Annotated in this window: 12 protein-coding genes and 5 pseudogenes; all 17 read left to right on the top strand. The window is 46.5% G+C overall.

The genetic code is table 11. The features are described 5' to 3' along the window. Positions 1 to 293: 293 nt before the first annotated feature. Positions 294 to 2,905: pseudogene (gene adhE / locus ACTWJ7_RS13900) on the top strand (bifunctional acetaldehyde-CoA/alcohol dehydrogenase). A gap of 730 nt (positions 2,906 to 3,635) precedes the next feature. Further along, a pseudogene (gene pflB / locus ACTWJ7_RS13905) lies at positions 3,636 to 5,908 on the top strand (formate C-acetyltransferase). Between the two features lie 83 nt (positions 5,909 to 5,991). Continuing rightward, complete coding sequence (gene pflA / locus ACTWJ7_RS13910) at positions 5,992 to 6,744, top strand: pyruvate formate-lyase-activating protein (RefSeq protein WP_079349500.1); 753 nt, start codon at positions 5,992 to 5,994, stop codon at positions 6,742 to 6,744. 211 nt (positions 6,745 to 6,955) lie between these two features. Continuing rightward, positions 6,956 to 8,320 (top strand): extracellular solute-binding protein, encoded by a 1,365-nt coding sequence (locus ACTWJ7_RS13915; protein ID WP_079349499.1) that lies wholly within the window; start codon positions 6,956 to 6,958, stop codon positions 8,318 to 8,320. 166 nt (positions 8,321 to 8,486) lie between these two features. After that, positions 8,487 to 9,371, top strand: a complete 885-nt coding sequence (locus ACTWJ7_RS13920) for a carbohydrate ABC transporter permease (RefSeq protein WP_301877704.1) — start codon at positions 8,487 to 8,489, stop codon at positions 9,369 to 9,371. Next, the gene (locus ACTWJ7_RS13925) at positions 9,371 to 10,201 is read left to right on the top strand and encodes a carbohydrate ABC transporter permease (RefSeq protein WP_079349497.1); all 831 of its coding nucleotides are present in this window, start codon (positions 9,371 to 9,373) and stop codon (positions 10,199 to 10,201) included. The genes ACTWJ7_RS13920 and ACTWJ7_RS13925 overlap by 1 nt, the downstream gene beginning before the upstream one ends. 31 nt (positions 10,202 to 10,232) lie before the next feature. Then, entirely contained in the window at positions 10,233 to 12,095 is a 1,863-nt protein-coding gene (locus ACTWJ7_RS13930; RefSeq protein WP_443145546.1) for a cache domain-containing sensor histidine kinase, read from the top strand. Then, entirely contained in the window at positions 12,070 to 13,704 is a 1,635-nt protein-coding gene (locus tag ACTWJ7_RS13935) for a response regulator (protein ID WP_301877702.1), read from the top strand. The genes ACTWJ7_RS13930 and ACTWJ7_RS13935 overlap by 26 nt, the downstream gene beginning before the upstream one ends. Before the next feature lie 13 nt (positions 13,705 to 13,717). After that, positions 13,718 to 15,379, top strand: coding sequence for a beta-N-acetylhexosaminidase (gene nagZ, locus ACTWJ7_RS13940; protein WP_301877701.1), 1,662 nt, complete (start codon positions 13,718 to 13,720; stop codon positions 15,377 to 15,379). Positions 15,380 to 15,657: 278 nt separating this feature from the next. Beyond that, positions 15,658 to 17,913 (top strand): stalk domain-containing protein, encoded by a 2,256-nt coding sequence (locus ACTWJ7_RS13945; RefSeq protein WP_301877700.1) that lies wholly within the window; start codon positions 15,658 to 15,660, stop codon positions 17,911 to 17,913. Positions 17,914 to 18,287: 374 nt separating this feature from the next. Then, positions 18,288 to 18,751 (top strand): annotated as a pseudogene (locus ACTWJ7_RS13950) (Fur family transcriptional regulator). Between the two features lie 2 nt (positions 18,752 to 18,753). Further along, positions 18,754 to 18,981, top strand: coding sequence for a membrane protein insertion efficiency factor YidD (yidD, locus tag ACTWJ7_RS13955; RefSeq protein WP_301877699.1), 228 nt, complete (start codon positions 18,754 to 18,756; stop codon positions 18,979 to 18,981). Between the two features lie 438 nt (positions 18,982 to 19,419). Continuing rightward, the gene (metG, locus tag ACTWJ7_RS13960) at positions 19,420 to 21,471 is read left to right on the top strand and encodes a methionine--tRNA ligase (protein ID WP_301878398.1); all 2,052 of its coding nucleotides are present in this window, start codon (positions 19,420 to 19,422) and stop codon (positions 21,469 to 21,471) included. A 310-nt stretch (positions 21,472 to 21,781) separates the two neighbouring features. Continuing rightward, complete coding sequence (locus ACTWJ7_RS13965; RefSeq protein ID WP_301877698.1) at positions 21,782 to 22,774, top strand: metal ABC transporter solute-binding protein, Zn/Mn family; 993 nt, start codon at positions 21,782 to 21,784, stop codon at positions 22,772 to 22,774. Between the two features lie 55 nt (positions 22,775 to 22,829). Further along, positions 22,830 to 23,588, top strand: a complete 759-nt coding sequence (locus tag ACTWJ7_RS13970) for a metal ABC transporter ATP-binding protein (RefSeq protein WP_076291860.1) — start codon at positions 22,830 to 22,832, stop codon at positions 23,586 to 23,588. A gap of 49 nt (positions 23,589 to 23,637) precedes the next feature. Beyond that, a pseudogene (locus ACTWJ7_RS13975) lies at positions 23,638 to 24,440 on the top strand (metal ABC transporter permease). 48 nt (positions 24,441 to 24,488) lie between these two features. After that, positions 24,489 to 25,201: pseudogene (locus ACTWJ7_RS13980) on the top strand (cytochrome c biogenesis CcdA family protein). The last annotated feature ends 65 nt before the right edge of the window (positions 25,202 to 25,266 follow it).

Here is a 25,266-nt window from a genome sequence, read left to right on the forward strand (position 1 = left end):
ATTTTTAAGTTCAGTATATACCTTATCTTGCCGTTTGAGGGGCATGGAAAGGGGGCAAAAATGGCGAAATTTCAAACATTGTGATTAAATTCACTTTCTAAAGGGGAGGATGAATCTGACAGCCCTATAATTTAAATAGGAAGTGTAATGGCCGGTGGGGAGACACTAAAAAACTTAAATTAAATTTGTTATACTTTGTGAAAAAAATCACATAATTTACCCTTTACCCATGGTACGATGTGAATGTAAAGAAGAGAGACAAACCAATACGAACCTTTAGGAGGATGAGGGAGATGGCTGTAAAGAACGAAGTCGCCCCAGTAAAAGAACCGACAGCAGGTCAGTATATTCAAACGTTAATTGACAAAGCGAATAAAGCACACGCAGCATTCATGTCCATGGATCAGAAACAGATTGACCGCATCGTGCAAGCAATGGCGCTGGCAGGTCTGGACAAACATATGATGCTCGCCAAAATGGCCGTGGAAGAAACAGGCCGGGGTGTGTATGAGGATAAAATCACCAAAAATATATTTGCAACAGAATATGTGTATCATAGCATTAAATATGACAAAACAGTAGGGGTTATTGAAGATAACGAATACGAAAGCTTCCAGAAAATTGCGGAGCCTGTCGGCATCATCATGGGAATTACCCCGGTAACGAATCCGACATCCACTACGATGTTCAAAGCACTTATTTCCATCAAAACACGTAACCCGATCATCTTCGGTTTCCACCCATCTGCACAGAACTGTAGCCGGGAAGCCGCGAAAATTCTGCTTGAAGCTGCTGTGAAGCATGGCGCTCCAGCGGACTGTATCCAGTGGATTGATGATCCTTCCATGGATCGCACAAACGCACTGATGAATCATAATGATGTGGCGCTCATTCTGGCAACAGGCGGATCAGGCATGGTACGGGCAGCATACAGCTGTGGTAAACCGGCACTGGGCGTAGGGCCAGGTAACGTGCCTTGCTTTATTGAAAAAAGTGCAGATATTAACCAAGCGGTAACGGATCTGATTTTGTCCAAATCGTTTGATAACGGCATGATCTGTGCTTCCGAGCAAGCGGTCATCATCGAGGAACCGATCTTTGATCAGGTGAAAAAGAAAATGATCGCCAACGGTTGTTACTTCGTTAACAAGGATGAGGCTGCGAAACTGACCGCAGGTGCGATTAACGCTGAGAAATGTGCAGTGAATCCGGCGATTGTGGGTCAATCTGCAGTCAGCATTGCGAAAATGTGCGGTATCGAGGTTCCTGCTGGCACCAAAATTCTCGTAGCCGAGATTGAAGGTGTAGGCACGAAATTCCCATTGTCGGCTGAAAAACTAAGCCCGGTACTGGCTTGTTACAAAGTGAAAACGGCAGCTGAAGGGATTGAGCGTGCAGCAGAAGTGGTTGCTTTTGGCGGCATGGGTCACTCCTCGGTTATTCATTCGACGAACGAAGAAGTGATTGGCAAATTTGCAGATCGTCTGCAAACCGGACGGATTATCGTGAATTCACCATCCACACACGGCGCCATTGGTGACATCTACAACACCAACATGCCGTCACTGACCCTGGGCTGCGGATCGTACGGACGTAACTCGACTTCTTCCAACGTAACCGCTGTGAACTTAATCAACGTGAAAAGGGTGGCTCGCCGTACCGTGAATATGCAGTGGTTCAAAGTGCCGAACAAAGTCTATTTCGAAAAAGGTGCAACACAGTATCTTGCCAAAATGCCGGACATCACACGCGTAGCTATTATTACGGATGCCATGATGGTCAAACTCGGTTATGTGGAAAAAGTAGAGCACTATCTGCGTCAACGTCAAATGCCGGTAGCCATTGAAGTGTTCTCTGATGTAGAACCCGATCCATCGACAACAACGGTAGACCGCGGTACGGAAATGATGCGCCGCTTCCAGCCAGACTGCATTATCGCACTCGGCGGGGATCACCGATGGATGCTGCCAAAGCGATGTGGTTGTTCTATGAATATCCGGACACAGACTTCAACGACTTGAAACAAAAATTCATGGATATCCGCAAACGGATCTACAAATATCCACGTCTCGGCGTGAAAGCGAAATTCGTAGCCATCCCGACAACTTCGGGCACAGGTTCGGAAGTAACATCGTTCGCGGTCATCACGGACAAAAACCAAGGGAACACCAAATATCCGCTGGCAGATTACGAGTTAACACCAGACGTAGCCATCGTAGACCCGGAATTCGTATACTCTCTGCCTAAAACCGCTGTAGCGGATACAGGTATGGACGTATTGACTCACGCCATTGAAGCCTATGTATCCGTCATGGCGAATGATTACACGGATGGTCTCGCAATCAAAGCAATTCAACTGGTATTCCAATATCTTGAGCAATCGGCGCTGCAAGGTGACAAATTGGCTCGTGAGAAAATGCATAACGCTTCGACGATCGCCGGTATGGCTTTTGCCAACGCATTCCTGGGCATTAACCACAGTTTGGCACACAAATGGGGCGGTCAGTACCATACCGCACATGGACGTACCAATGCGATCCTGATGCCGCACGTTATTCGCTACAATGCGAAAAAACCGACGAAGTTTGCATCGTTCCCGAAATATTCGCACTTTGTTGCAGATGAGCGCTATGCCGAGATTGCCCGCATTCTGGGATTGCCTGCACGTACGACAGAAGAAGGGGTTACCAGTCTCATCAATGCCATTCGCAAACTGAACAAAACATTGGGTATTGAAGAATCGTTCCAGGAAATCGGATTTGACGCAAAAGACTTTGAAGCACATGTCGACTATCTGGCAGACCGTGCATTCGAGGACCAATGTACAACCGCCAATCCAAAAATGCCGCTCGTAACTGAACTGGCAGATGTATACCGCAACGCATTCTACGGCAAGTTTGAATAAAGAGTAGTAAACAACTGGTTAAGGTTGAGGCAATATGTTCAGGGTTCCCCGAAATGGGGAGCCCCGATTGCCGTCTTTTCTGTAAGAAGGTATAAGGTTACACGGAATCCGTGATGTTTCTTTTTGAACCAGGTATTCACACCATAACGGAGAGGGCAGAAAAAACTGAAGAAGCGAAGCGAAGCGCTCGCTTTCAAGCATGATTTCAACCTTCAATGCTATATAGTTTGAACCATACATGTACACGATAACGGAGAGGAGAGAAAAAACCTGAAGAAGCGATAGCGCTCGCCTTTATCCCCGGATTTTACCTTTTTAAAAGGGAATCAAAAAAATCTGGGGATAACAGCGATCGGAAGGTTGTTCTATCCTCGGAGTGGCCAGTGTGCGTAACCTTTCGTTCAAATTATATTGTTTAATCGGGGAAATCGGGTTTGAACATTGATCGGAAGTTGTTCTGCCCGCGCAGTGGCTAAGTGTGAGTTTTTACAGGTTTAATGGGATACAGCAAAGGTGAAGTGAGGATGGTCACAAACTTTGTGATATAAATCACAGATGCTGAAAGAGCGAAGACGTATACTGAAAATGTAAGAAAGACATTCATCCGCGGTTCCGGTTCCCAAGTAGAGAGAACATGTTCCGGCTTACATGTGAAATTTATCACATTAATCGCGGCTCTGGGCACAGATGAGACGAGTGAGCATCCTGTCATGTGTCCGGAAATCCAAATTTGTGGAGGGATTACTATGTCGGTGATCGAAAAGATGTCAAACAACAAACAGGCTGGAGAAACTTTACCAAAGGAACATGGACGAAATCCGTAGATGTGAATGATTTTCTGGTACGCAACTTATCACCTTATTATGGCGACGAAGCATTCCTTGCAGGTGCAACCCAAAATACGAAAGAGTTATGGGATATCGTTTCCGATCTGACCAAAAAAGAACGCGATAACGGCGGGGTACTCGATGTTGACGTAAATACGCCAGCAACGATTGTTTCTCACCAACCCGGTTATCTGGATAAATCCAAAGAACAGATTGTTGGTGTTCAAACGGATGCTCCATTCAAACGTTCCATTCAGCCATTTGGTGGAATTCGCATGATGATTGATGCTTGTGAAGCTTATGGTTTTGAGATGCCACAAGGCGTCATTGATATATTTACGAACATCCGCAAAACACATAACCAAGGCGTATTTGATGCTTATACATCTGACATGCGTGCAGCACGTAAAGCAGGCATTATTACCGGTCTGCCGGATGCTTACGGCCGTGGCCGGATCATCGGTGACTATCGTCGGGTAGCTCTCTATGGTGTGGACTTCCTGATTCGGAATAAAAAAGGCGAACTGAATGCACTTGAAGTCGATGTGATTGATGAAGATGTCATTCGCCTGCGTGAAGAACTGTCCGAACAGATTCGTGCATTGCAGGAATTGAAACAACTGGGTGAAATGCACGGTTTCGATATTTCCTTGCCAGCCACAACCGCCAAAGAAGCGTTCCAATGGCTCTACTTCGGTTACCTGGCTGCGATCAAAGAGCAAAACGGTGCGGCGATGTCCCTGGACGTGTTTCTTCGTTCCTTGATATTTACATTGAACGTGATTTGCAAGAAGGCTTGCTAACTGAGGAACAAGCTCAGGAACTGGTTGACCATTTTGTAATGAAACTGCGGATTGTTAAGTTCCTGCGTACGCCGGATTATAACGAATTGTTCAGTGGAGACCCAACATGGGTAACCGAATCCATCGGCGGCATGTCCGTAAATGGAGAAACCCGTGTTACGAAAAACAGCTTCCGTTTCCTGCACACCCTGAACAACCTTGGTCCTGCACCTGAGCCGAACCTGACTGTACTCTGGTCCACCAAGCTTCCGGAAGCGTTCAAACAATACTGTACAAAAGTATCCATCGAAACGAGCTCCATCCAGTACGAAAATGATGATCTGATGCGTCCGATCTACGGAGACGATTATGGTATTGCTTGCTGCGTATCTGCGATGAAGATCGGGAAACAAATGCAGTTCTTTGGCGCTCGTGCCAACCTGGCAAAAGCATTGCTGTATGCAATCAACGGCGGTCGTGACGAGAAATCGGGTGCACAAGTCGGCCCTGAATATCCAGCAATTACGAGCGAAGTTCTGGATTACAATGAAGTGATGAAACGTTTCAAACCGATGATGGAATGGCTTGCCAAACTGTATATGAACTCACTCAACGTCATTCACTACATGCATGATAAATACAGCTACGAGCGTATCGAAATGGCACTGCATGACCGTGACATCGTTCGTACGATGGCTTGTGGTATTGCTGGTCTCTCGGTTGCAGCAGACTCCCTGAGTGCAATCAAGTATGCTAAAGTCAAACCGATCCGCAACGAACAAGGCATCGCAATTGATTTTGAAATTGAAGGCGAATTCCCTTGTTACGGTAACAATGAAGACAGTGTTGACAGCATCGCGGTTGAACTGGTGGAAAGCTTCATGGGCATGATTCGCAAACACAAAGCGTATCGTAATGCAATTCCAACTCAATCCGTACTGACGATCACATCGAACGTAGTGTACGGCAAGAAAACAGGTACAACACCGGATGGCCGTAAAGCAGGCGAACCGTTTGCACCTGGGGCGAACCCAATGCATGGTCGGGATAAAAAAGGTGCATTGGCATCCCTTGGCTCAGTAGCCAAACTGCCGTACGAACACAGCCTTGATGGAATTTCTAACACATTCTCCATCGTGCCTAAAGCACTCGGAAAAGAGTCAGACACACGCAAATCCAATCTGGTTGCCATGATGGACGGTTATTTTGGTCAAGGGGCGCACCATCTGAACGTGAACGTATTTGATCGTCAGCAGTTGATTGACGCAATGGATCACCCGGAAAACTATCCACAGCTGACTGTACGGGTATCTGGCTACGCCGTTAACTTCATCAAACTGACGCGTGAGCAACAACTTGATGTCATTAACCGGACCTTCCACGGTTCGATGTAATTTGGGCTTAACTCAACGGTTCACAGGAGTAGAATCTCCATAATAACGCACAGCGGATGCGGATACAGAAAGGAAGAGGCAGCATGGTTAATGGACATATTCATTCACTCGAAACTTTCGGGACGGTTGACGGCCCAGGCATCCGCTTCGTGCTTTTTATGCAGGGATGTCTGCTCAAATGCCAGTATTGTCATAATCCAGACACTTGGGCACTGGATGGTGGCAGGGAAATGAGCGTGGAGGAGGTACTGGCTGAAATTGAACCGTACCTCTCCTACTACCGCAGTTCCGGTGGAGGGCTTACGGTATCCGGCGGGGAGCCGACGTTACAGGCTCACTTTGTAGGCGAAGTTTTCAAAGAAGCGAAACGCCGCTGGGGATTGCACACTACGCTGGACAGTAACGGTTTTAATGAACCGGATCGGATTCATGATTTGTTAGATAACACGGATTTGGTTCTGCTGGATCTGAAGCACATCAATGATGAGAAGCATATCAAGCTGACGGGCAAATCCAACGAGAGAACATTGCGCACCGCACAGTGGTTATCAGATAATGGACGAAAAATGTGGATTCGCCACGTGTATGTGCCGGGGATTCACAACGAGGAAGAAGATTTGCTCAATCTGGGGCGGTTTATTGGAACGCTAAATGGTGTTGAGAAGTTCGAAATCCTGCCTTATCATCAGATGGGTATTTACAAATGGCAGGCGCTTGGGAAGGCCTATCCGCTCGATGGTGTTCCTTCTCCGAGTGATGAGGAAGTAGAGCGGGCGTATCGTTTGATTGAACAAGGTCGTACAGAAACAGCGGGCGTGGCTTGCTCCAATAAGTAACAACATTTATACACCAACCAAGCAGTCTTTGCGAACAGGTTTCGCAGGGGCTGTTTTTTTGTGCTGTTACCCATTGTAAACACAAGATTAATTGTCCAGTGAAGGATTTTATCCCTCCATTGATGAATTGTCATCCTTACGATGTTAGCTACAACTTTTTATAATCAGAGTGTAAAGCCAAATGCTCAATATCTTGAGGAGGGTCATACGAATGAAAAAAGGAATGACATTGCTGCTTTCATTATTGCTCATCACTTCATGGACGCTGGCGGGATGTTCAAGCTCAAGCAGCGAACCACAGCAGGGAGCAGGCAATACGCCTGCAGAGACAAGCAAGGAACCGGTTGAGATGCTTCTCCGTCACACTCAGGTGGGTGCCGACAAACAAAAAAGGCTGGCCATTCTGCAGGACGTTGTTGCCAAAGTGGAGAGCGAAGTACCTAACCTGACCTTTACACTGGACGGCGTTGAATCCGATGTAAACCGCAAAGAGAAACTTCGCGGGGAGATGGCAGCGGGCAATCCGCCGGATATCTTCGAATTGTTCGGCAGTCCGGACTCCAAAGTTTATGCCAAGGAAGGCATGTTGTTGGATCTCACACCGATTCTGCAAGAGCTGGGCATTCAAGACCAATTTTCATCACTTGAACCATTCACCTATGAAGGCAAAGTGTACGGACTGCCTATTGGGGGATCGGGTGAAGGTTTCTTCTACAATAAAGAGTATTTTACACAAAAAGGTTGGAAAGCGCCTTCAACAATGGCTGAGCTGGATAATATGCTCGCTGAGATCAAGGCTGACGGCAAGGTGCCACTTGCTTCTGCATCCAAAGCAGGCTGGGTTCCACTCATGTTAACGAACCATCTGTGGTCCCGTTATGCCGGACCTGATATTACGGCGAAGTTTGCTACAGGCGAAGCCAAGTGGACTGATCCAGGCGTAGTCGCAGGATTCGCGAAGCATAAGGAATGGGTGGATAAAGGTTACTTCAAAAAAGGCGAGCTTGGCTTTGAATATGCAGAGTATACAACTCAATTTACGAGTGGTGAAGCGATTCTGATGTATGACGGAACGTGGAAATCGTCTGTATTCAAGGAAGGACAGAGCGGTGAGTCACTCATTGGCAAGGTTGGTTTCTTCAATATGCCTCCAGTAGAGAACGGGGTAGGAGATCAAACGGCTCTGATGCGTGACGTCAATAACGGATATGGTTTCTCCGCAGCGGTTGCGGATGACCCTCAGAAGCTGGCGGCTGTTAAAGCCTTTATCAAAAACTTCTACAACGAAGATATGCAAGTACGTGGACTTGTGGAAGACGGTGTGTTACCAGCGATGAAACTGGATGAAAAAGTGCTGACAGACAGTATCACTGACGATTTGATGAAAGAAATCGTAGCTGTTCTGAATGCTTCCCAAACTTCATTCCCGGCATTCGATGCACTCGTTCAGGCTGATGTAACCACAGAGATCAGCAATCTGCAAATTCAGAAGCTGGTTGGTGGACAGACAACACCAGAGAAAATGGCTGAAGAATTGCAAAAGGTTCAGGAAGAGGCTAATGCTTCCGTAGAATAAACGATCTTTCAAGTAAAGAAGCGTACCTATTAACACCATGCATGCTGGTTTACCCCGGTTGAACACGGCCGGGGTAAAACCATGGTCCGTTCTAAAGAATTACACTGCTGAGGAATCTGCTCTACAGATGAGCATAAGAAGTTGAAGTTACTGAAGGAGGTAGATCATGAATACTTCACTCCGCAGCCCGTTGATCTATATGTTGTTTGTGTTGCCGGCATTGATTTTGTTTATCATGTTTTTCCTGTATCCGATCGGCAGCTCTCTTTATTACAGTCTGACCAGTTGGAACGGGGTATCTGCAGAGCCACGTTTTGTGGGACTGTCCAATTATACAAAAGCACTGACAGACGAAAGATTTTGGATTTCTACTCGCAATAACGGTTTCTTTATCGCCTTTTCCGTTTTGATCCAGGTGCCGATCATTGTGCTGTTTTCCCTGCTCATTGCGAACGTAAAGAGATTGAAGGGATTGTACAAAACAGCCGTCTTTTTACCGTCCATTATGTCAACGGCAGTCATCGGTATTCTGTGGGGCTTCATCTATGAGCCTAACATTGGTTTATTGAATCAGTTACTTGAAACCGTAGGCATTTCGCCGGTCTATTGGCTGTCTGATAACCGGTTCGCAATGATATCCATTCTCGTAACCAATGCTTGGCAATGGACGGGATTCTATATTGTTATGGTTTTGGCGGCCATTCTGGCTATTCCCAAAGATCTGGATGAAGCGGCAGCCATTGATGGCGCCACAGCTGTACAAAGAGCATTTAAAATTACATTGCCACTAATCAAACCTATCATTTCCGTCGTCATTATGTTGTCCATCGCCGGAGCGATGAAGGCAGCTGACATTGTTCTGGTTATGACCAAGGGTGGACCCGCAGGCTCTACCGAAGTGCTTGCTACGTATATGATCAAATATGCGATTACCAACTTTAAATACGGCTATGGCAATACGATTGCGGTTCTGATCTTTGCTCTGACGCTTGTGCTCACCGCGGTATATCAGTTGCTGGTGGCGAGACACAACGAAAGGGTGGAATATTGATGACAAAGAGCATAAAAGGCAGTATACCTCATGTGTTGTTAATGTTGTACCTACTTGCGATTCTGTTTCCCTTTTTATTCGTAGTCTTTTCTTCATTTAAACAGGATAATAACGAGATTGCTCTGAATCCGTTCGGTCTGCCTTCCACATGGGTGTTTAATAACTACGTGGAGGCTTGGGTAAATGCCAAGATTGGAACGTATTTCTGGAACAGTATGTACATTTCGGTTTTGTCCTCGGTCGGAACCATTGTGCTTGGTGCCATGTTTGCTTTTGCAATAACCCGGATGAGACACCGCAAATGGAGCATGTTTCTGTACAGTCTCATTTTGGCGGGCATGCTGATTCCAAACAACGCACTCATGCTGCCGATTTACTTGCTTGTCCGCAAGCTCGGCATTTTGGATACTCATTTGGCGCTGATCATTCCTTATGTTGCCAATGCAATTCCGTTCACGATTATTATTTTGGCTGCCTTTATGCGGTCGCTCCCTGGAGAAATTGAGGAAGCGGCGGTGATGGATGGGTTGAGGGCTCCGGGTATCTTTGCTAGAATAGTGATACCCCTTACAGTTCCAGCCATTGTTACAGTCTTTATCGTGAATTTCCTCGGCAACTGGAACGAATTTTTACTCGCCAACTATTTTTTATCCACCGATAAACTGCGTACACTGCCTGTCGGCATGGTCCAGTTTCGTGATCAGTATCAGATGAATTATGCCCAGATGTCAGCAGGCATTGTATACAGTGTAGTACCGGTTGTTGTGATCTACGCTATATTGCAGGAAAAAATTATTGAAGGTGTAACAGCAGGTAGCGTAAAAGGCTAATTAATGACGCGTTATATAGGGAGAACGGGAAATGAACTTGCGGATGAAGCTGGCCATGGCATTTCTGTTGCTCATCATTGTACCGATGTGCACGCTTGGAATCGGCATGTTCTTGGTCACATCACATACGATTGAGAAAAAATACAATCAGCAGTCTGAATATGCACTTCAGGCCATTAGCTATAATATCGAGAATGTTTTTCAACAGATCAACAATGTCACGGACAACGGCATTGCCACATCGGTATTCCAGATGGCTTTGAACGCCAAAGATCCGAGCAAGCAGGATCTTGGAACCGGTAATCAATTGTCGCTGAATGCCAGCCAGCGTAATTTCCGTTCCCTTTTATACAACTACCCGTTCATTAGTTATGCCTTCTTGTATGATTTGCGTCCGCGTTCATCTCAGGATAACCAAATTGTCTCTATATTCACGAAGGAAAACTTTCAAGCACTTCCTTTTCAGCAATTTAAAGTTCATCCAATATTCAAAGAAATCCAGGAACTCAACGGCGTACCCAAATGGCTTGCCCCTCTGGAATATCCTGAACTGACGGGCGTAGAGCCTGTCTTTACTCAGATTCGGTTGGTCAAGGAGCTCAGTTATTTTCAGAATATCGGTGTTCTGGTCGTTCAGATTAAAAAAGGGGAGATGGACCGCATCTTCCGCCATTTGAAAATAAGTGATCCTGCACAGGATACTTCGTTCCTGCTGATCAATGAAGAGGGTCTGATCGTATACGATCCTTCCGGACGATACAGCGGCGAGAAGATGGAGAATCTGGGTGTGCGTTCTGGCATTTATGGACCGGGGTTCAGCAGCACCAGAGCCGTGTTCGATGGCAGTGAAAGCATCATTTCACAATATCATCTGAAAAACTATAACTGGAGTCTGATCAGTGTCACTTCATGGGAAGCATTATCCGCAGAGACGAATGTGTTTGCAGGCTGGTCCATTATCATCATTCTGCTGTGTCTGCTTGCTGCGATGGTTTTCAACGTGTTCTTCATGAACCGGATTACAGGTAATATTGCGGTTCTCGTAAGATTCATGAGGCGGGTAGATGACGGGGATTTCAATGCCCGGGTTGAAGGAAGTGGCTTTGACGAGATGCAGCTGCTCGCCCAAGGATTCAATGAATTACTGGATCGCATCGGAGGCCTGTTCCGACGTGTGCGTGCCGAGCAGCAGCAGAAGGCCAAGGCAGAACTGCGCGTGCTTCAAGCCCAGATCAAACCTCATTTTCTGTTTAATACACTGGAATCCATTAACGGACTAGCCATGAGGGGAGAAGGGCGTAAAGTAAGTGAAATGGTGACAAGACTTGGCAATATGCTGCGAATCAGCATTCAGGATCAGGAGGAAATTTCGCTCAGTGAGGAGCTAAGGCACCTGCAGAGCTATCTTGAGATCCAGCATTACAGATTCAGTGATTTGTTCCGGTATGAGATCGACATTCCATCTCATCTGTACACTTCATCCATGCTCAAGCTCACTCTCCAACCTCTTGTGGAAAATAGTATTCAGCATGGGTTTGAGGGAATTGAATATCAGGGTGTACTTCGGATCAGCGCATTTGTGGAACGAAATAATCTGGTGCTGCGAGTTGAGGATAATGGGATCGGTATTCCCCAGGAAATGTTGGCTCGATTCGAATACATGGCAGATGACCCGCCCGAATACATCATGGCAGAGGGAACGAAGCCTCTGTCTTCAATGGCAGAGCGCCGAGGGCTGGGATTAAGAAGTGTGGCAGATCGGATACGGATTCAATATGGGGCCGGATACGGGGTGTTTATATGTTCATCTCCGGGGCATGGCACCATCATTCAATGTATTATTCCACAATATGAGCAGGGGAAGATGAATGAATCTAACCGCGTTGCTGGTTGACGATGAGCTGCCGATTTTGGAGAATTTGAGTTTTATTTTGCCGTGGGAAGACATGGGCATTGAAATTGTGGGTACGGCCAGAAGCGGGTCGGAAGCGCTGGATAAAGTTGCAGAATATCACCCCGACATCATGTTGTGTGATATTCGCATGCCCTCTATGGATGGTCTGGAGCTGATTCGAATGCTGCGGGAACAAGGTGAAACTTGCGAGATTATTTTGCTGACAGGATATCAGCAGTTCGAGTATGCCCGTACGGCCATTCGTTACAATGTCCATGAATACATATGCAAGCCAATTGATTATCTGGATCTGGAACATAAACTGCGTGAGCTTGCCGGGCAGATTCAGAAGAAACGGTTGGAAATGGAGGCCGAACGCCACCGTAAATCGGAGATGGAAGTATGGGTAAGACACAAACATATCATTGACCTGATGCGTAAAGAAGAGGATACGTTATTTTCTTCCCCTCCTTCTTCCCCGGAACCACAGGCATCTTCGTTACGGTATGTCCTTCTGCTTATCGATGTGTCGGGTTATTTCAAGCATTCGATCGGATGGTCCGGGGCCCGGCACCAAAGCTGGCATGGAATGATCCGTTCCAGACTTAGAGAGGTTACAGACGGGATCTGTGAAGGAACTTTGCTGATTTCGGCCCGTAAGGGAGAATGGTGTATGCTGGTGGAGGCGTCAGATGAATGGGAACTGCGGGCAGATGCATTAGCTCAACAGGTCCTGTTGGAATTAGATGCGACATTCGAGCCAGGTTCAGGCATGAAAACAAGAGTCATTCAGGATGTTATGCCTGTGAGGCTAGATGATCAGATGGCTGAGCGATATCGGCACTGTCAGCGATTGCTGATTATGAATGATTCTGATCAGCGCAGCGATGTGCTGGAATCAGAAACTGGTGAGCCCTCCATCATGTCATCCAAAGAACCTTCCAGAAGGGCAACGCTGTGGATTACAAAAGAAGATTTGGACTTGATCACCCGCTGGATCAGACAGGGAAACAAACAGGGATTGATTGACCTGCTCGTTACGCTCAAACATCGGATGAGCGAGCATAAGAGTGCCCTGGACGGCGTAGCCGAAAACAGCCTACGTTTTTTGCTTGTACATATGCTTCGTGAATTGCGCGAAGTACATGTCATGGCTGAACAAGACGAAATACACTTCTGGAGTGCATTGCATTCAGCAACCTCCATCAAGGAATTAATCGAACTGGCGGAGGCACTTGCTTTTGCTTGTCATGATAAGAAAAGTACGCCTCGCCCTTCTGTGTCGGAGCTGATTATGTCTGCGTGCGAGTATATGAACGCCAGGCTGGAATGTGATCTGGGGATTGATGAGGTAGCTGATTGGCTGGGAATCAGTCCGGGCTACTTTTGCCAGTTATTCAAAAATCAGATGGGGGTCACCTTTGTTGAATATATGACCCAAAAACGGATGGAGAGCGCAGCCTTATTATTAAGTACAACAGAATGGAGTATTACAGCGATCGGGGAAGCGACAGGGTACAAGGAGCGGCGATATTTCTCCAAAGTGTTCCATAAACATTTTCACATGAAACCTTCGGAATTCAGATCAAACCTAAGAGCAGGTTCATAATGGGGAGGGAAGCATGCGTATGAAATCGATGGATCAGCTTTCGTTGGAACAGCGGGTAGGGCAGATGTTTATGTGTGGGTTCCATGGACAGCATGCGGATGAACAGATCAATCAACTGATCCGTAATTATCATGTTGGAGGCGTCATTTATTTCAGACGGAATGTGGAGAGCGTAGACCAGTTAAATCAATTGTCTGCCGACTTGCAGGCAATTGCGGCTGAAGCAGGGGAATTGCCTCTGATGATCTCCGTGGATCAAGAGGGTGGCATGGTGGCCCGGATTGACAAGGAGGGCGTGACCCAGGTGCCGGGAAATATGGCGCTCGGAGCAACCGGCAATCCGGCGTATACACTCGAATGTGCCCAAATTTTAGGTCATGAGTTGAAAAGCATCGGCATTGATATGAACCTTGCTCCCGTGCTAGACGTGAATAACAATATTCTGAACCCGGTCATCGGGGTGCGATCCTATGGCGAGAATGCGGAGAGCGTAGCTGCTCATGGCGCAGCAGCTATAAAAGGATATCAGTCCCGAGGTGTTGCTGCGACAGCGAAACATTTTCCCGGACACGGAGATACAGCGGTGGATTCACATCTCGGTATGGTCACCGTACCTCATGAACGTAACAGGCTGGATCAGGTGGAGCTTCTACCGTTCCGTCGGGCGATTGAGGCCGGAGTGGATGCCATTATGACTGCTCACGTCATCTTTCCGGCGATTGAACCGGAGCCGATTCCAGCTACACTGTCCCGTAAAGTATTGACGGGTCTGTTACGCGAAGAAATGGGCTTTGACGGCATTATTATTACAGACTGTCTGGAAATGCATGCGATATCCAAGCCATATGGTGTGGCCGAGGCAGCCATTCGTGCTGTGGAGGCAGGTGCTGATCTAATTCTGGTCAGTCATACACTGCAAGATCAAGTCTCTGCTGTTGAAGCCGTTGTTGAAGCCGTTCGCACTGGGCGAATTGAAGAAGCAACCATTAATCAGGCATTGGAACGTATTATTTCATGGAAGACAGCGCGTTGTGGTCAGTGGGAGCATACGCTTGTTTCCATGGAAGAGGATGATGCTGTACCTGATCGATCCGATGAAGATGGTGTCGATTTCTCAGCAAAAGAGAAGGATGAATTACCAAGGTCGCTGGCCTCTATCGAATCCACGTTGGATGAGATCGCCTCCAGTAGCATTACTGTGGTTCATAATGATGGATTACTTCCTTTAGACCCTGAAAAAGATGTGTATGTCATCTGGCCTGAAGTTGTACAGCGAACCGAAGTGGATGAACCATGGTCTCATACAGATTCACTTGGCGTGGCGTTATCGCAGCTGAGAGGCGGAGTTCGGGAGCATAAAATAACGACACAGCCGACCTATGATGAAGCGGACCTGATACTTAATAATGTGTCCGAGGGAGATCAAATCATCATATGTACTTATACTTCCGCAGGGCATCTTCCGAAAGGACAGCATCATTTGGTTCAAAAACTTAGTGAGAAGTATTCCCTGATTGTAGTCGCTTTGCGTAATCCATATGATCTATTGGAGATTCCGACGCCGGGAAGTTATATATGTACGTACGAGAATACTCCTGCAGTGGTTCGCGCATTGTCTCTTGTCTTAACAGGTGAATTGCAGCCGACAGGACGCTTACCTGTCAGTTTGCGTTAGCAAGTTCGATATCTCTACATCTCTCTTTGGCATGGTGCTTTTTCAGCCATGTCCTGGAGGGATTTTTTTATTGGAATTTGCGGCAGGTTTTAAAACCGATTTCACTCCAAATCGAAAAGTATAATAGATAACTATTTTCATAGTATTTTCGCTCTATTAAAAGTTTACAATTCTTATCAATTAATTTTAGCAACTTTTCCCGGCTGCAAGCGTCTAATAGTATGACTTTTTGAGGGGGATATTTATAAAATGGGAGCAGAAGGAGCCAAAGACAAAGAATGAATTTGAAGAAGAAATTATCCGTACTTACCGCTTTAGCTGTATTCCAAGCGTTTGCAGCGATTCCAGCGAATGTACTAGCAGCCGATCAAAGTGATACAACAACAACAAATACAGCCAATGTTAAATCCGTGGAGGTTGTGAAGAAAGAACAAACCATCGTGGAATCGGATGTAAAGTCCGGGTCAGATTCAAAACAGTCTGATAACAATGAAGTTGAAGGAACAAACCCGGTGACCAATGAAACTACGGGAACAGATGTTACTCCGGTTGACCCTGTTACAGACCCTGCTGATGAAGAGGGTTCGGAAGAGGAAACAACAGTACCTACGACTCCGGTTGAGGTTGAGCAACCATCTACAAGCGGTCAATCTGTAGCCGGAAGTAAAGGCGGAGATCTGACACTTTACATGAATAGCAATAAAATGATGCAAGACGGCAAAACATATCTTGCAGGACAGCCGATGGCTGTTAAAAATGGCGTATCTTATGTAGCGATCCGCGCACTGGTTGATCGGGTTGGATATGATGTGAAATATGACAATACAACCAAAGAAACCATTATTATTAGTGGCGAAGATGAGCTTCGCTTCAAAACGAATAGCACTATTTACACAGTAAACGGTGAATCCAGAACGATGAAGGGCCCTGCCTATCAACAAAAAAATACCTTCATGGTGCCACTGACGTCGATTACGCAGGCTCTCAACATTACTTATAAAGTGAATCAGTCTGCGAAGACGGTTGTACTGAACCTGAGTACCAAACCGGTAGCCAGCTTCACGGTACCAAAAGAGATTTTTGCAGGAGACACGGTGACATACAACACTAAATCCAGCTCTCCCAAGGGATTAGACATCGTCGACGAGCGCTGGACGGGCCGTCAGGATTCGTTTGATCAACCAGGTACATATACGGTAACGTATGCTGTCCAGGATTCGAGCGGACAATGGAGTGATCCGTACTCTGTTACGATTCAGGTTCAGAAACCCAATCTTCCTCCTGTAGCGATGTTTATGACAGACAAGGAAGAATACAAAATGGGTGAAAAGATCACGTATATTGATCAAAGCACCGATGATGAAAATGCCATTGTGAAAACCGAATGGGAAAACAATGCTTTGGCATTCTTTGTTCCGGGACCAAAGACGGTAACGATTACCGTTACGGACAAACATGGTGCTAGTAACAGCTATACCAAGACGGTTAACATTACAGGAGAAACGCTGTACACCATGACTGATTTTAATCAGTTGTTTACACCTGTAGGCGAGAAGTTCAGCTTCGACGGTAGCGGAGTACCATCGATGGAGAAAATACCTTTCACATATTACGACGAACCGAGTTTGCTGATTCGTAGTAACAGCCCGGAAACCGTTAATACAGAAGGTATTGTTTATAAGGAATCTTCCTTTGGACAAACGCGTTTCATGATTCACCATGTGAACAACACAGGTAAGAACGTGAAAATGTATGTTGTTGCGACAAACAACAATGCATATACGGCATCTATTGAACAGCAAAACATGGGCTTTGCAGGTCCGTCACCAATAGCGACTGCGGCAGGTAAATTGTCCATTGATCGCTGGTTCCAGTCTATACAGAACGGTACGGGACAAAAGAAAGTGTACATCCAACCTGGAGAGAGCAAGCTAATTCTGACCGAATTGAGTGTTCTTCCTATGAAGCAGGGTCAAGTCATCTCCTTGTACTCGGATGTATTCAGCGATTATGAACTCGATTACAATATTATTATGATTGATGAGAATAAAGATCCGATGACGGTATGGTCCACCCTGCCTGTTCTGGATCGTGATGGTGTTCATAACCGGGGAACATACCCGAATGCAACACGTATCATTACGTACGACCAAGAAGTGGGATCGAAGCCTGCACGTCTGCCGCTCGGCGACAATGCAAGTGACCCGAATCTGGTCGGAACAGATCCAATGGCGTATACAGATGCTTCTAACGCGGGTAACTTCGGTGTTCTCTACAAAATTACACTGAACAATGTTGCTCCTCGGACTTTAATCTCGTTCAACCCACGTGGTGGTAAATACTCGGGTGTAGCGCTCGTTAATGGAGAAGTTGTACAGATTTCGAACGGCAAATCCGTAAGCGCTCCGAATGAACAAAGTGTACTCTATCGTACAGGCTCGTATGGTCAAAGTGTAACGATTCTGTTCTCCGCAGCACCAGGAAGCAATCTTCCTGTCAATTTGCTGTTCACACCGCTTCCGACAGAGAAATAATTGTTTCTCTTGTCACCAGAAACGGACGGTTTGGAGTGAAAGCTTATATGCTATATATCCTGTCACCCCAAAAGTCGCCCGAAGGATTAATCATCTGAACCGTCAGGAAAGGACTCCATGTTTATGGGGTCCTTTTTCATTGTAACAGTAGAATCAGAGGGCTCAGGTCCGTTCGTTGACTATGAACTTCATTTAAGGCATTATTAGTAGTATATAAATCAAGCATAAGTATCAGCATTTTGCATAATTTGATTTCACACGCTAACGGGTACAATACCTAGACGGATAGACCCATTTCGATATAGGTGTTGCTGAATTGAATTCGCTCTTTGGATTTATGCAGAATGCTCGTATGACAGGAGGTGCTATAGGTCATGCTGTCGACAGAACAGATTATTACTACCATGTCCTCGCAGGGGCTCCGCATTACGGATCAGCGGAAGACACTGGCCCGGTTATTTGCCGAATCCCCGGGTATTTGACACCCAAGGACGTCTATGAATATATGGGTAAGACTTACAGCGGACTGAGTTTTGATACGGTGTACCGGAATTTGCGTGTCATGCAGGAATTGGGTGTACTGGAGCAGGTCATCTTTGAGGATGGGGTGAAGTTCAGAGCACATTGCAGTGAGGATCATCATCACCACCATATGATTTGTCTGAAATGCCAAAAGACATATCCAATCGTTTTTTGCCCGATGCAGCTTGCAGATGCGCCTGAGCAATTCCAGGTCGTCGATCATAAATTTGAAGTTTTCGGGTACTGTAAGGACTGTGCCGAACATATGCCAGCCAAAGCGTCATCCGGACATCAGCACACTCACGGGAAGCACTGACGATGAAGTTATCCCGCAGATTGGTTCAGGCTCCCATTCGGGTGTATCGCAGCTATATCTCTCCATTGAAGCCGCCGACGTGTCGTTTCTATCCTACCTGCTCGGCGTATGCGATGGAGGCGATTGAAGTTCATGGTGCGTTTAAAGGATCGCTGCTTGCGGCAAAGCGCATTGCGAAATGCCATCCGTTTCATCCAGGTGGAGTGGATTTGGTTCCACCAAAGGCTTAAAAGTCTGTGATGGTATCCGATTAACGAGCCAATGGTCGTTTTGCAGAATTGAGTTGATTTAAGAATTGCTGTCCACTTGACAAAGGAGGCAGTATTTCAGTATATTTTTCGTATAATGATTTCCAGTGAAGGGATAAGTACAGACACACCCCCAGTGCAGAGAGCCGGATGAGCTGAGAACCGGTCTGGGAGGAGGATGGAATATGGTCCCGGAGGAACCTCTTTCGAGCGTGCAGACGTTGATTTAGAACGGGCTGTCGTAAGGCTGAGGCGTGATCCAGCGTTAATGGGCGGTCGAAGGACCGGCAGAGCCTGTGTTTTGTGAAAAGCACGGGGAATTTGGGTGGTAACACGTGAGAGCAACTCTCGTCCCATATAGGGACGGGAGTTTTTTGTGTTCTTTTTTAGGCAAAGCAAGCAATAAAAATGCAGGACCATATGAAGGAGGAGAAGTCATTTATGGCTGATCAAAAAACATTTTATCTGACAACACCGATTTATTATCCGAGTGACAAACTGCATATCGGACACGCGTACACGACTGTGGCGGGTGATGCCATGGTTCGTTACAAACGTCTGCGCGGTTATGCTGTTCACTATCTGACAGGAACCGATGAGCATGGTCAGAAGATTGAGCGCAAGGCACAAGAGAAAGGACAGTCGCCACAAGCTTTTATCGACGATATCGTTGTGGGTATCAAGGAACTGTGGAACAAGCTGGACATCTCCAATGACGACTTCATTCGGACTACGGAAGAACGCCACAAAACAGTGGTACAGGATATCTTTGACCGTTTATTGAAACAAGGGGATATCTACAAGGGTGAGTACGAAGGCTGGTACAGTATCCCGGATGAGACCTACTACACGGAAACCCAGCTGGTTGATGTGGAGAAGAATGACAAGGGCGAGATTATCTCGGCCAAAAGTCCGGATAGCGGACATCCGGTGGAGCTGGTAAAAGAAGAATCCTACTTCTTCCGGATGAGCAAGTATGCCGATCGTTTGCTGAAATATTATGAAGAGAATCCGGGTTTTATTCAGCCGGAGTCACGTAAAAATGAAATGATTAACAACTTCATCAAGCCGGGTCTGGAAGACTTGGCTGTATCGCGGACAACTTTCGAATGGGGCGTCAAAGTTAAAGGCGATCCGAAACACGTTGTGTACGTATGGATTGATGCGTTATCCAACTATATTACAGCTCTGGGCTATGGATCATCCGATCCATCCCTGTATAAGAAGTTTTGGCCTGCGGACGTTCATTTGGTAGGGAAGGAAATTGTTCGTTTCCATACGATTTACTGGCCGATTATGCTGATGGCACTGGACCTACCTTTACCGAAAAAAGTGTTTGCCCACGGCTGGCTGTTGATGAAAGACGGCAAAATGTCCAAATCCAAAGGCAATGTCGTTGACCCGGTAACCCTGATTGACCGTTATGGTCTGGATGCACTTCGTTATTACCTGCTGCGTGAAGTTCCATTTGGTTCAGATGGTACATTTACTCCAGAAAGCTTTGTAGAGCGTGTGAACTCCGACCTGGCAAATGACCTTGGAAACCTGTTGAATCGTACAGTAGCCATGGTGGACAAATATTTCGAAGGTAGAGCGCCTGAATTTACTTCCGGTGTGACCGAATTTGATGCATCTCTTGAAGAAGCGGGTCTTGCTGCTGTGGAGAAAGTGGAGCAGGCCATGGAAAATCTACAGTTTTCCGTAGCGTTGACAGCGATCAGTCAGTTTGTGAGCCGCAGCAACAAATACATTGACGAGACTCAGCCTTGGGCTCTGGCTCGTGATGAGGCGAAACGGAATGAACTGGCATCGGTAATGTCGCATCTGATTGAAAGCTTGCGGATTGCTTCCATCCTCTTGCAGCCGTTCCTGACACGTGCTCCGCGCAAAATCTGGGAACAGCTCGGCATTCAGGAAGGTGAACTGACGGCCTGGGATTCAGCGAAGCAATGGGGCGTTATTCCGGCTGGCAACGCTTTGCAGAAGGGTGACCCGATCTTCCCACGTTTGGACTCTGAACAGGAGATTGCTTATATTGCTGAAGCGATGACTGGAGGCAAAAAAGCTGAAGTGCAGCCTGAGGCAGCTCAAGTAGATGCTGGAGGAGCTTCTGAAGCCGCTCAACCCGTCACAGCACCAGAAGGCAAAGAAGAGATCGGTATTGATGATTTCGCCAAAGTGGAACTGCGTGTCGCTCAAGTAATTGCCTGTGAGCCGGTCAAGAAAGCCGATAAATTGCTGAAGCTGCAGCTGGATCTTGGCTATGAGCAACGTCAGGTTGTATCGGGAATTGCGAAGTTTTATTCCCCAGAAGATATGGTTGGACGCAAAGTCATCTGTGTGACGAACCTCAAGCCTGTGAAATTGCGCGGTGAACTGTCCCAGGGCATGATTCTGGCAGCATCCCACGGAGATCAGCTTACACTGGCAACGGTACCAGATAATATGCCTAATGGCGCACAAGTAAAATAGGACTTTGACCATGTAACCAATATATGGTTTGTATTGCTGTAATAGAAGGTGGCTCGATGAGAATCGGGTCACTTTTTATTTTGGATAAAATCGATCTGATGCGAAGAAAACAAGCATATACTGTTATGAACTCCGTGCTCAAGGAAAGAATGAATAGGACAGAGCGGCTTGACAAGTTCGTGCAGGTTACCTATAATTCTTTCAGTAATGTTTACGATTAAGAGATGCGGAGTGAATACTAGTGAAATTTTATAATGGAAGAAATCTAGACCAGGTAAACCGGACTCTAGCAACAGGTAGAAGAGGACAGATGAAATGGATGCTCAGCGGTCTGGTTGTTCTTAGTTTGCTCATATTGTCGGCATGCGGTCAGAGTAATAATTCGGAGAGTGCCAAGCTGGTGGAAGGTAAAGTGAATGTGATCACGAGCTTCTATCCTGTCTATGCGTTTACGGCGACAATTGGCGGAGACGATGCGAATGTCATTAATTTGCTGCCAACAGGTGTTGAACCACATGATTGGACGCCGAAGAGCCAAGATATTGTGAATACATCCAAAGCCCAGTTATTCCTATATAATGGTGCAGGCTTGGAAGGATGGGTCCCCAACTTCCTGAAGTCACTGAATAGCGATACCAAGGTGAAGTCCGTTGCAGTAAGTGAAGGGGTTACTCTATTAACTGCTGAGGGTGATGATGGACACGGTCATGGTGAAGAACAGGTCGATGAACATAGTGACGAACATGCTGATGAAGCTAACGCAGAGGATATTGCAGACCATCATGTGGACCCCCATACATGGGTAAGTCCCAAATCGGCAATGATAATGGCTGAAAATATCAAAAACAGCCTGGTTGAAGTAGACCCTGCCCATAAAGAAGGATATGAACAACGCTATGAAGAGCTGCGGACCAAGCTGGAAACGCTGGATCAGCACTTTACAGACGAATTGTCCAACGTTCCCAATAAGGAAATTGTTGTTTCGCATCAGGCTTTTGGTTACCTAGCACGTGATTATGGGTTAACCCAGCATGCCATTATGGGACTTTCTCCAGATGCGGAGCCCACAGGTCAAGATATTGTGAATTTGGCTAAGCTGGTGAAGGATGAAGGGATTAAATACATTTTCTTCGAAGAGCTGGTATCTGACAAACTGGCAAAAACCCTCGCCAATGAAGCAGGTGTAGAGACAATGGTCCTGAATCCTGTAGAAGGTTTAACCAAAGAACAGGTCACAAACGGGGATGATTATTTCACCCTGATGGAGAAAAATTTGCAAAATCTGCTGATCGCATTAAAATAAGATAGACTGAAGGATTCGTTTGCAATCCTTATATATAATGAAGGGCGGCTTTGCCATGCAGCAAATCATGCCATTGTGTCATGATCCAATTATAGAGATCGAGAAACTATCATTTTCCTACGGTGACCAGCGAGTGATCGAAAATCTTGATTTTATGGTCCAGGAAAGGGATTTTGTCGGGATTATCGGTTCAAACGGGGCGGGCAAAACGACATTGCTGCGGATGTTGGTTGGACTGTTGCCTCCAGCCGAGGGAGACATCAAGCTGTTCGGACAGTCGATCCGCCGATTCAAGGATTGGGAACGGATTGGTTATGTTCCGCAAAAAAATGCGTTTAATCCATTGTTCCCTGCAACGGTAAGGGAAGTAGTCATGTCCGGCTTGTACAACAACAAGAATATGTTTCGCCGGATGTCCCGTAAATGTCAGCAGCAGTGCACAGATGCCATGCAGGTGATGCGGATTGAGGATTTGGCGAACAAACGAATCGGACAACTGTCCGGCGGACAGCAGCAGCGCGTGTTTTTGGCACGGGCGCTTATTAATCACCCTGATCTGCTGATTCTGGATGAACCGACGGTGGGCATTGATGCCGAATCCCAGGCCAGCTTTTTTGAACTCATTACCCATATGCATGAACATCACCGGATGACATTCCTGATGGTATCACATGATATGGACCGGATGGAGAGTTATCTCGGTTCAAAAGCAGCGGTGACGAACGGAAAGATACATTTTCATGTCCGTCATTCCCATGAGGTGGAAGACTGTGCCGAGACGAATTTGCAACATACCACCACCCAGGTTCGTTAGAGCGAGTACACAACCAGATTAGAGCAAGGCCGAAGGAGTCGTGTGTGTTTTGGAAATTTTAATGAGTGATTTTTTTCAGCGGGCGCTGGCGGGTGGATTGCTAATTGGCATCACAGCACCCTTGATCGGATTGTTTCTGGTGCTGCGACGTTTATCCATGATCGGCGATACTCTGTCTCATGTAACGATCGCCGGGGTTGCACTCGGATTCCTTATCGAAGTGTATCCGATTGCGGTGGGGCTGATATTTGCTGTGCTCGCCTCATTTGCAATAGAGAAACTGCGCAAGGCGTATAAGAGTTACGCCGAATTATCGATTGCAATCATCATGTCCGGTGGAGTGGCGCTGGCTTCGTTGTTCTTCACGCTGGGCAAAGGGTATAATACAGATGTTATGAGTTACCTGTTCGGCAGTATTTATACACTGGATTCCACGGATTTGAAGCTGGTTGGTGTGGTCACGCTGATCGTGGTCATCGTTGTAGCGTTGTTACATAAGGAGTTTTCCTGCTCAGCTTTGAGGAGGATGCCGCAGCGGTTACCGGGCTGCCTGTGAAACTGCTGAATATGCTGATTACCGTAATGACAGCCCTTGTCATTAGTACGGCGATCAAAATCGTCGGCGCATTGCTGGTATCGGCATTGCTGACCATTCCGGTAGCTGTAAGCTTACTGATGGCACGAAGCTTCAAATCGGCGATTATATTGTCTGTGGTTATTGGCGAAATTGCCGTAGTTATTGGACTGGTTGTGGCCGGGATCTGGAACCTTGCACCGGGAGCAACGATTGTACTTCTGCTTATCATGATGCTGATTCTTACGATGATTGGAAAAAAAGGGTTCCGAGCCTGATTCTGAACGTAAGCAAGTGAGCCCCCAGGGAAGGGAGATATTTGCTTCATGCCTGATGTTAATGTGTGGCTGGCTTTTGTAGCAGGATTAGCTTCGTTTATATCGCCTTGCTGTCTTCCGCTGTATCCTTCGTATCTTTCCTACATTACGGGGATGACGGTGCAACGGTTGAAGGATGAACGCAATCAGCGTGAAGTTCGCTTCAAGACATTGACTCATACGCTGGCGTTTATTTTGGGCTTCTCGGCAGTGTTTTATTCGCTGGGGCTGGGAGCCGGATTGTTTGGTCAATTTTTCAATGATAACCGTGATCTTATTCGTCAATTATCCGCGATTTTGATTATGTTAATGGGTTTATTTTTGCTCGGTTTGTTCAAACCACAGTTTCTGATGAAAGAGCGTAAGATGGATATGAAATGGAAACCAGCGGGTTACTTGGGTTCATTTATTTTTGGTATTGGTTTCTCAGCAGGCTGGTCGCCTTGTATTGGACCGATCTTGACTGCTATCATCGCGATGGCTGCGAGCGAACCAACCACCTGGCTGGCATTAATTACGGGTTACACGGCCGGCTTTGCGTTACCGTTCTTCATTCTGGCCTTTTTCATCGGTTCTACCCGCTGGATCTTGCGTTATTCCAATATCATGATGAAAGCCGGGGCGCATTAATGTTGTTCCTTGGGGTGCTGTTATTCACGGATCAGATGACCAAAATAACGATCTGGTTACAGCAAATAACACCAGACTGGATGATTATATAGCCTTATATAGCCATCAACGAGTTGTTGTTTTATTCATGGTTTATTCCAAATAAGAACAAAGCAGG

The organism is Paenibacillus sp. 1A_MP2, from assembly GCF_052244825.1.
GTDB classification, from domain to species: Bacteria; Bacillota; Bacilli; order Paenibacillales; family Paenibacillaceae; genus Paenibacillus; species Paenibacillus vandeheii.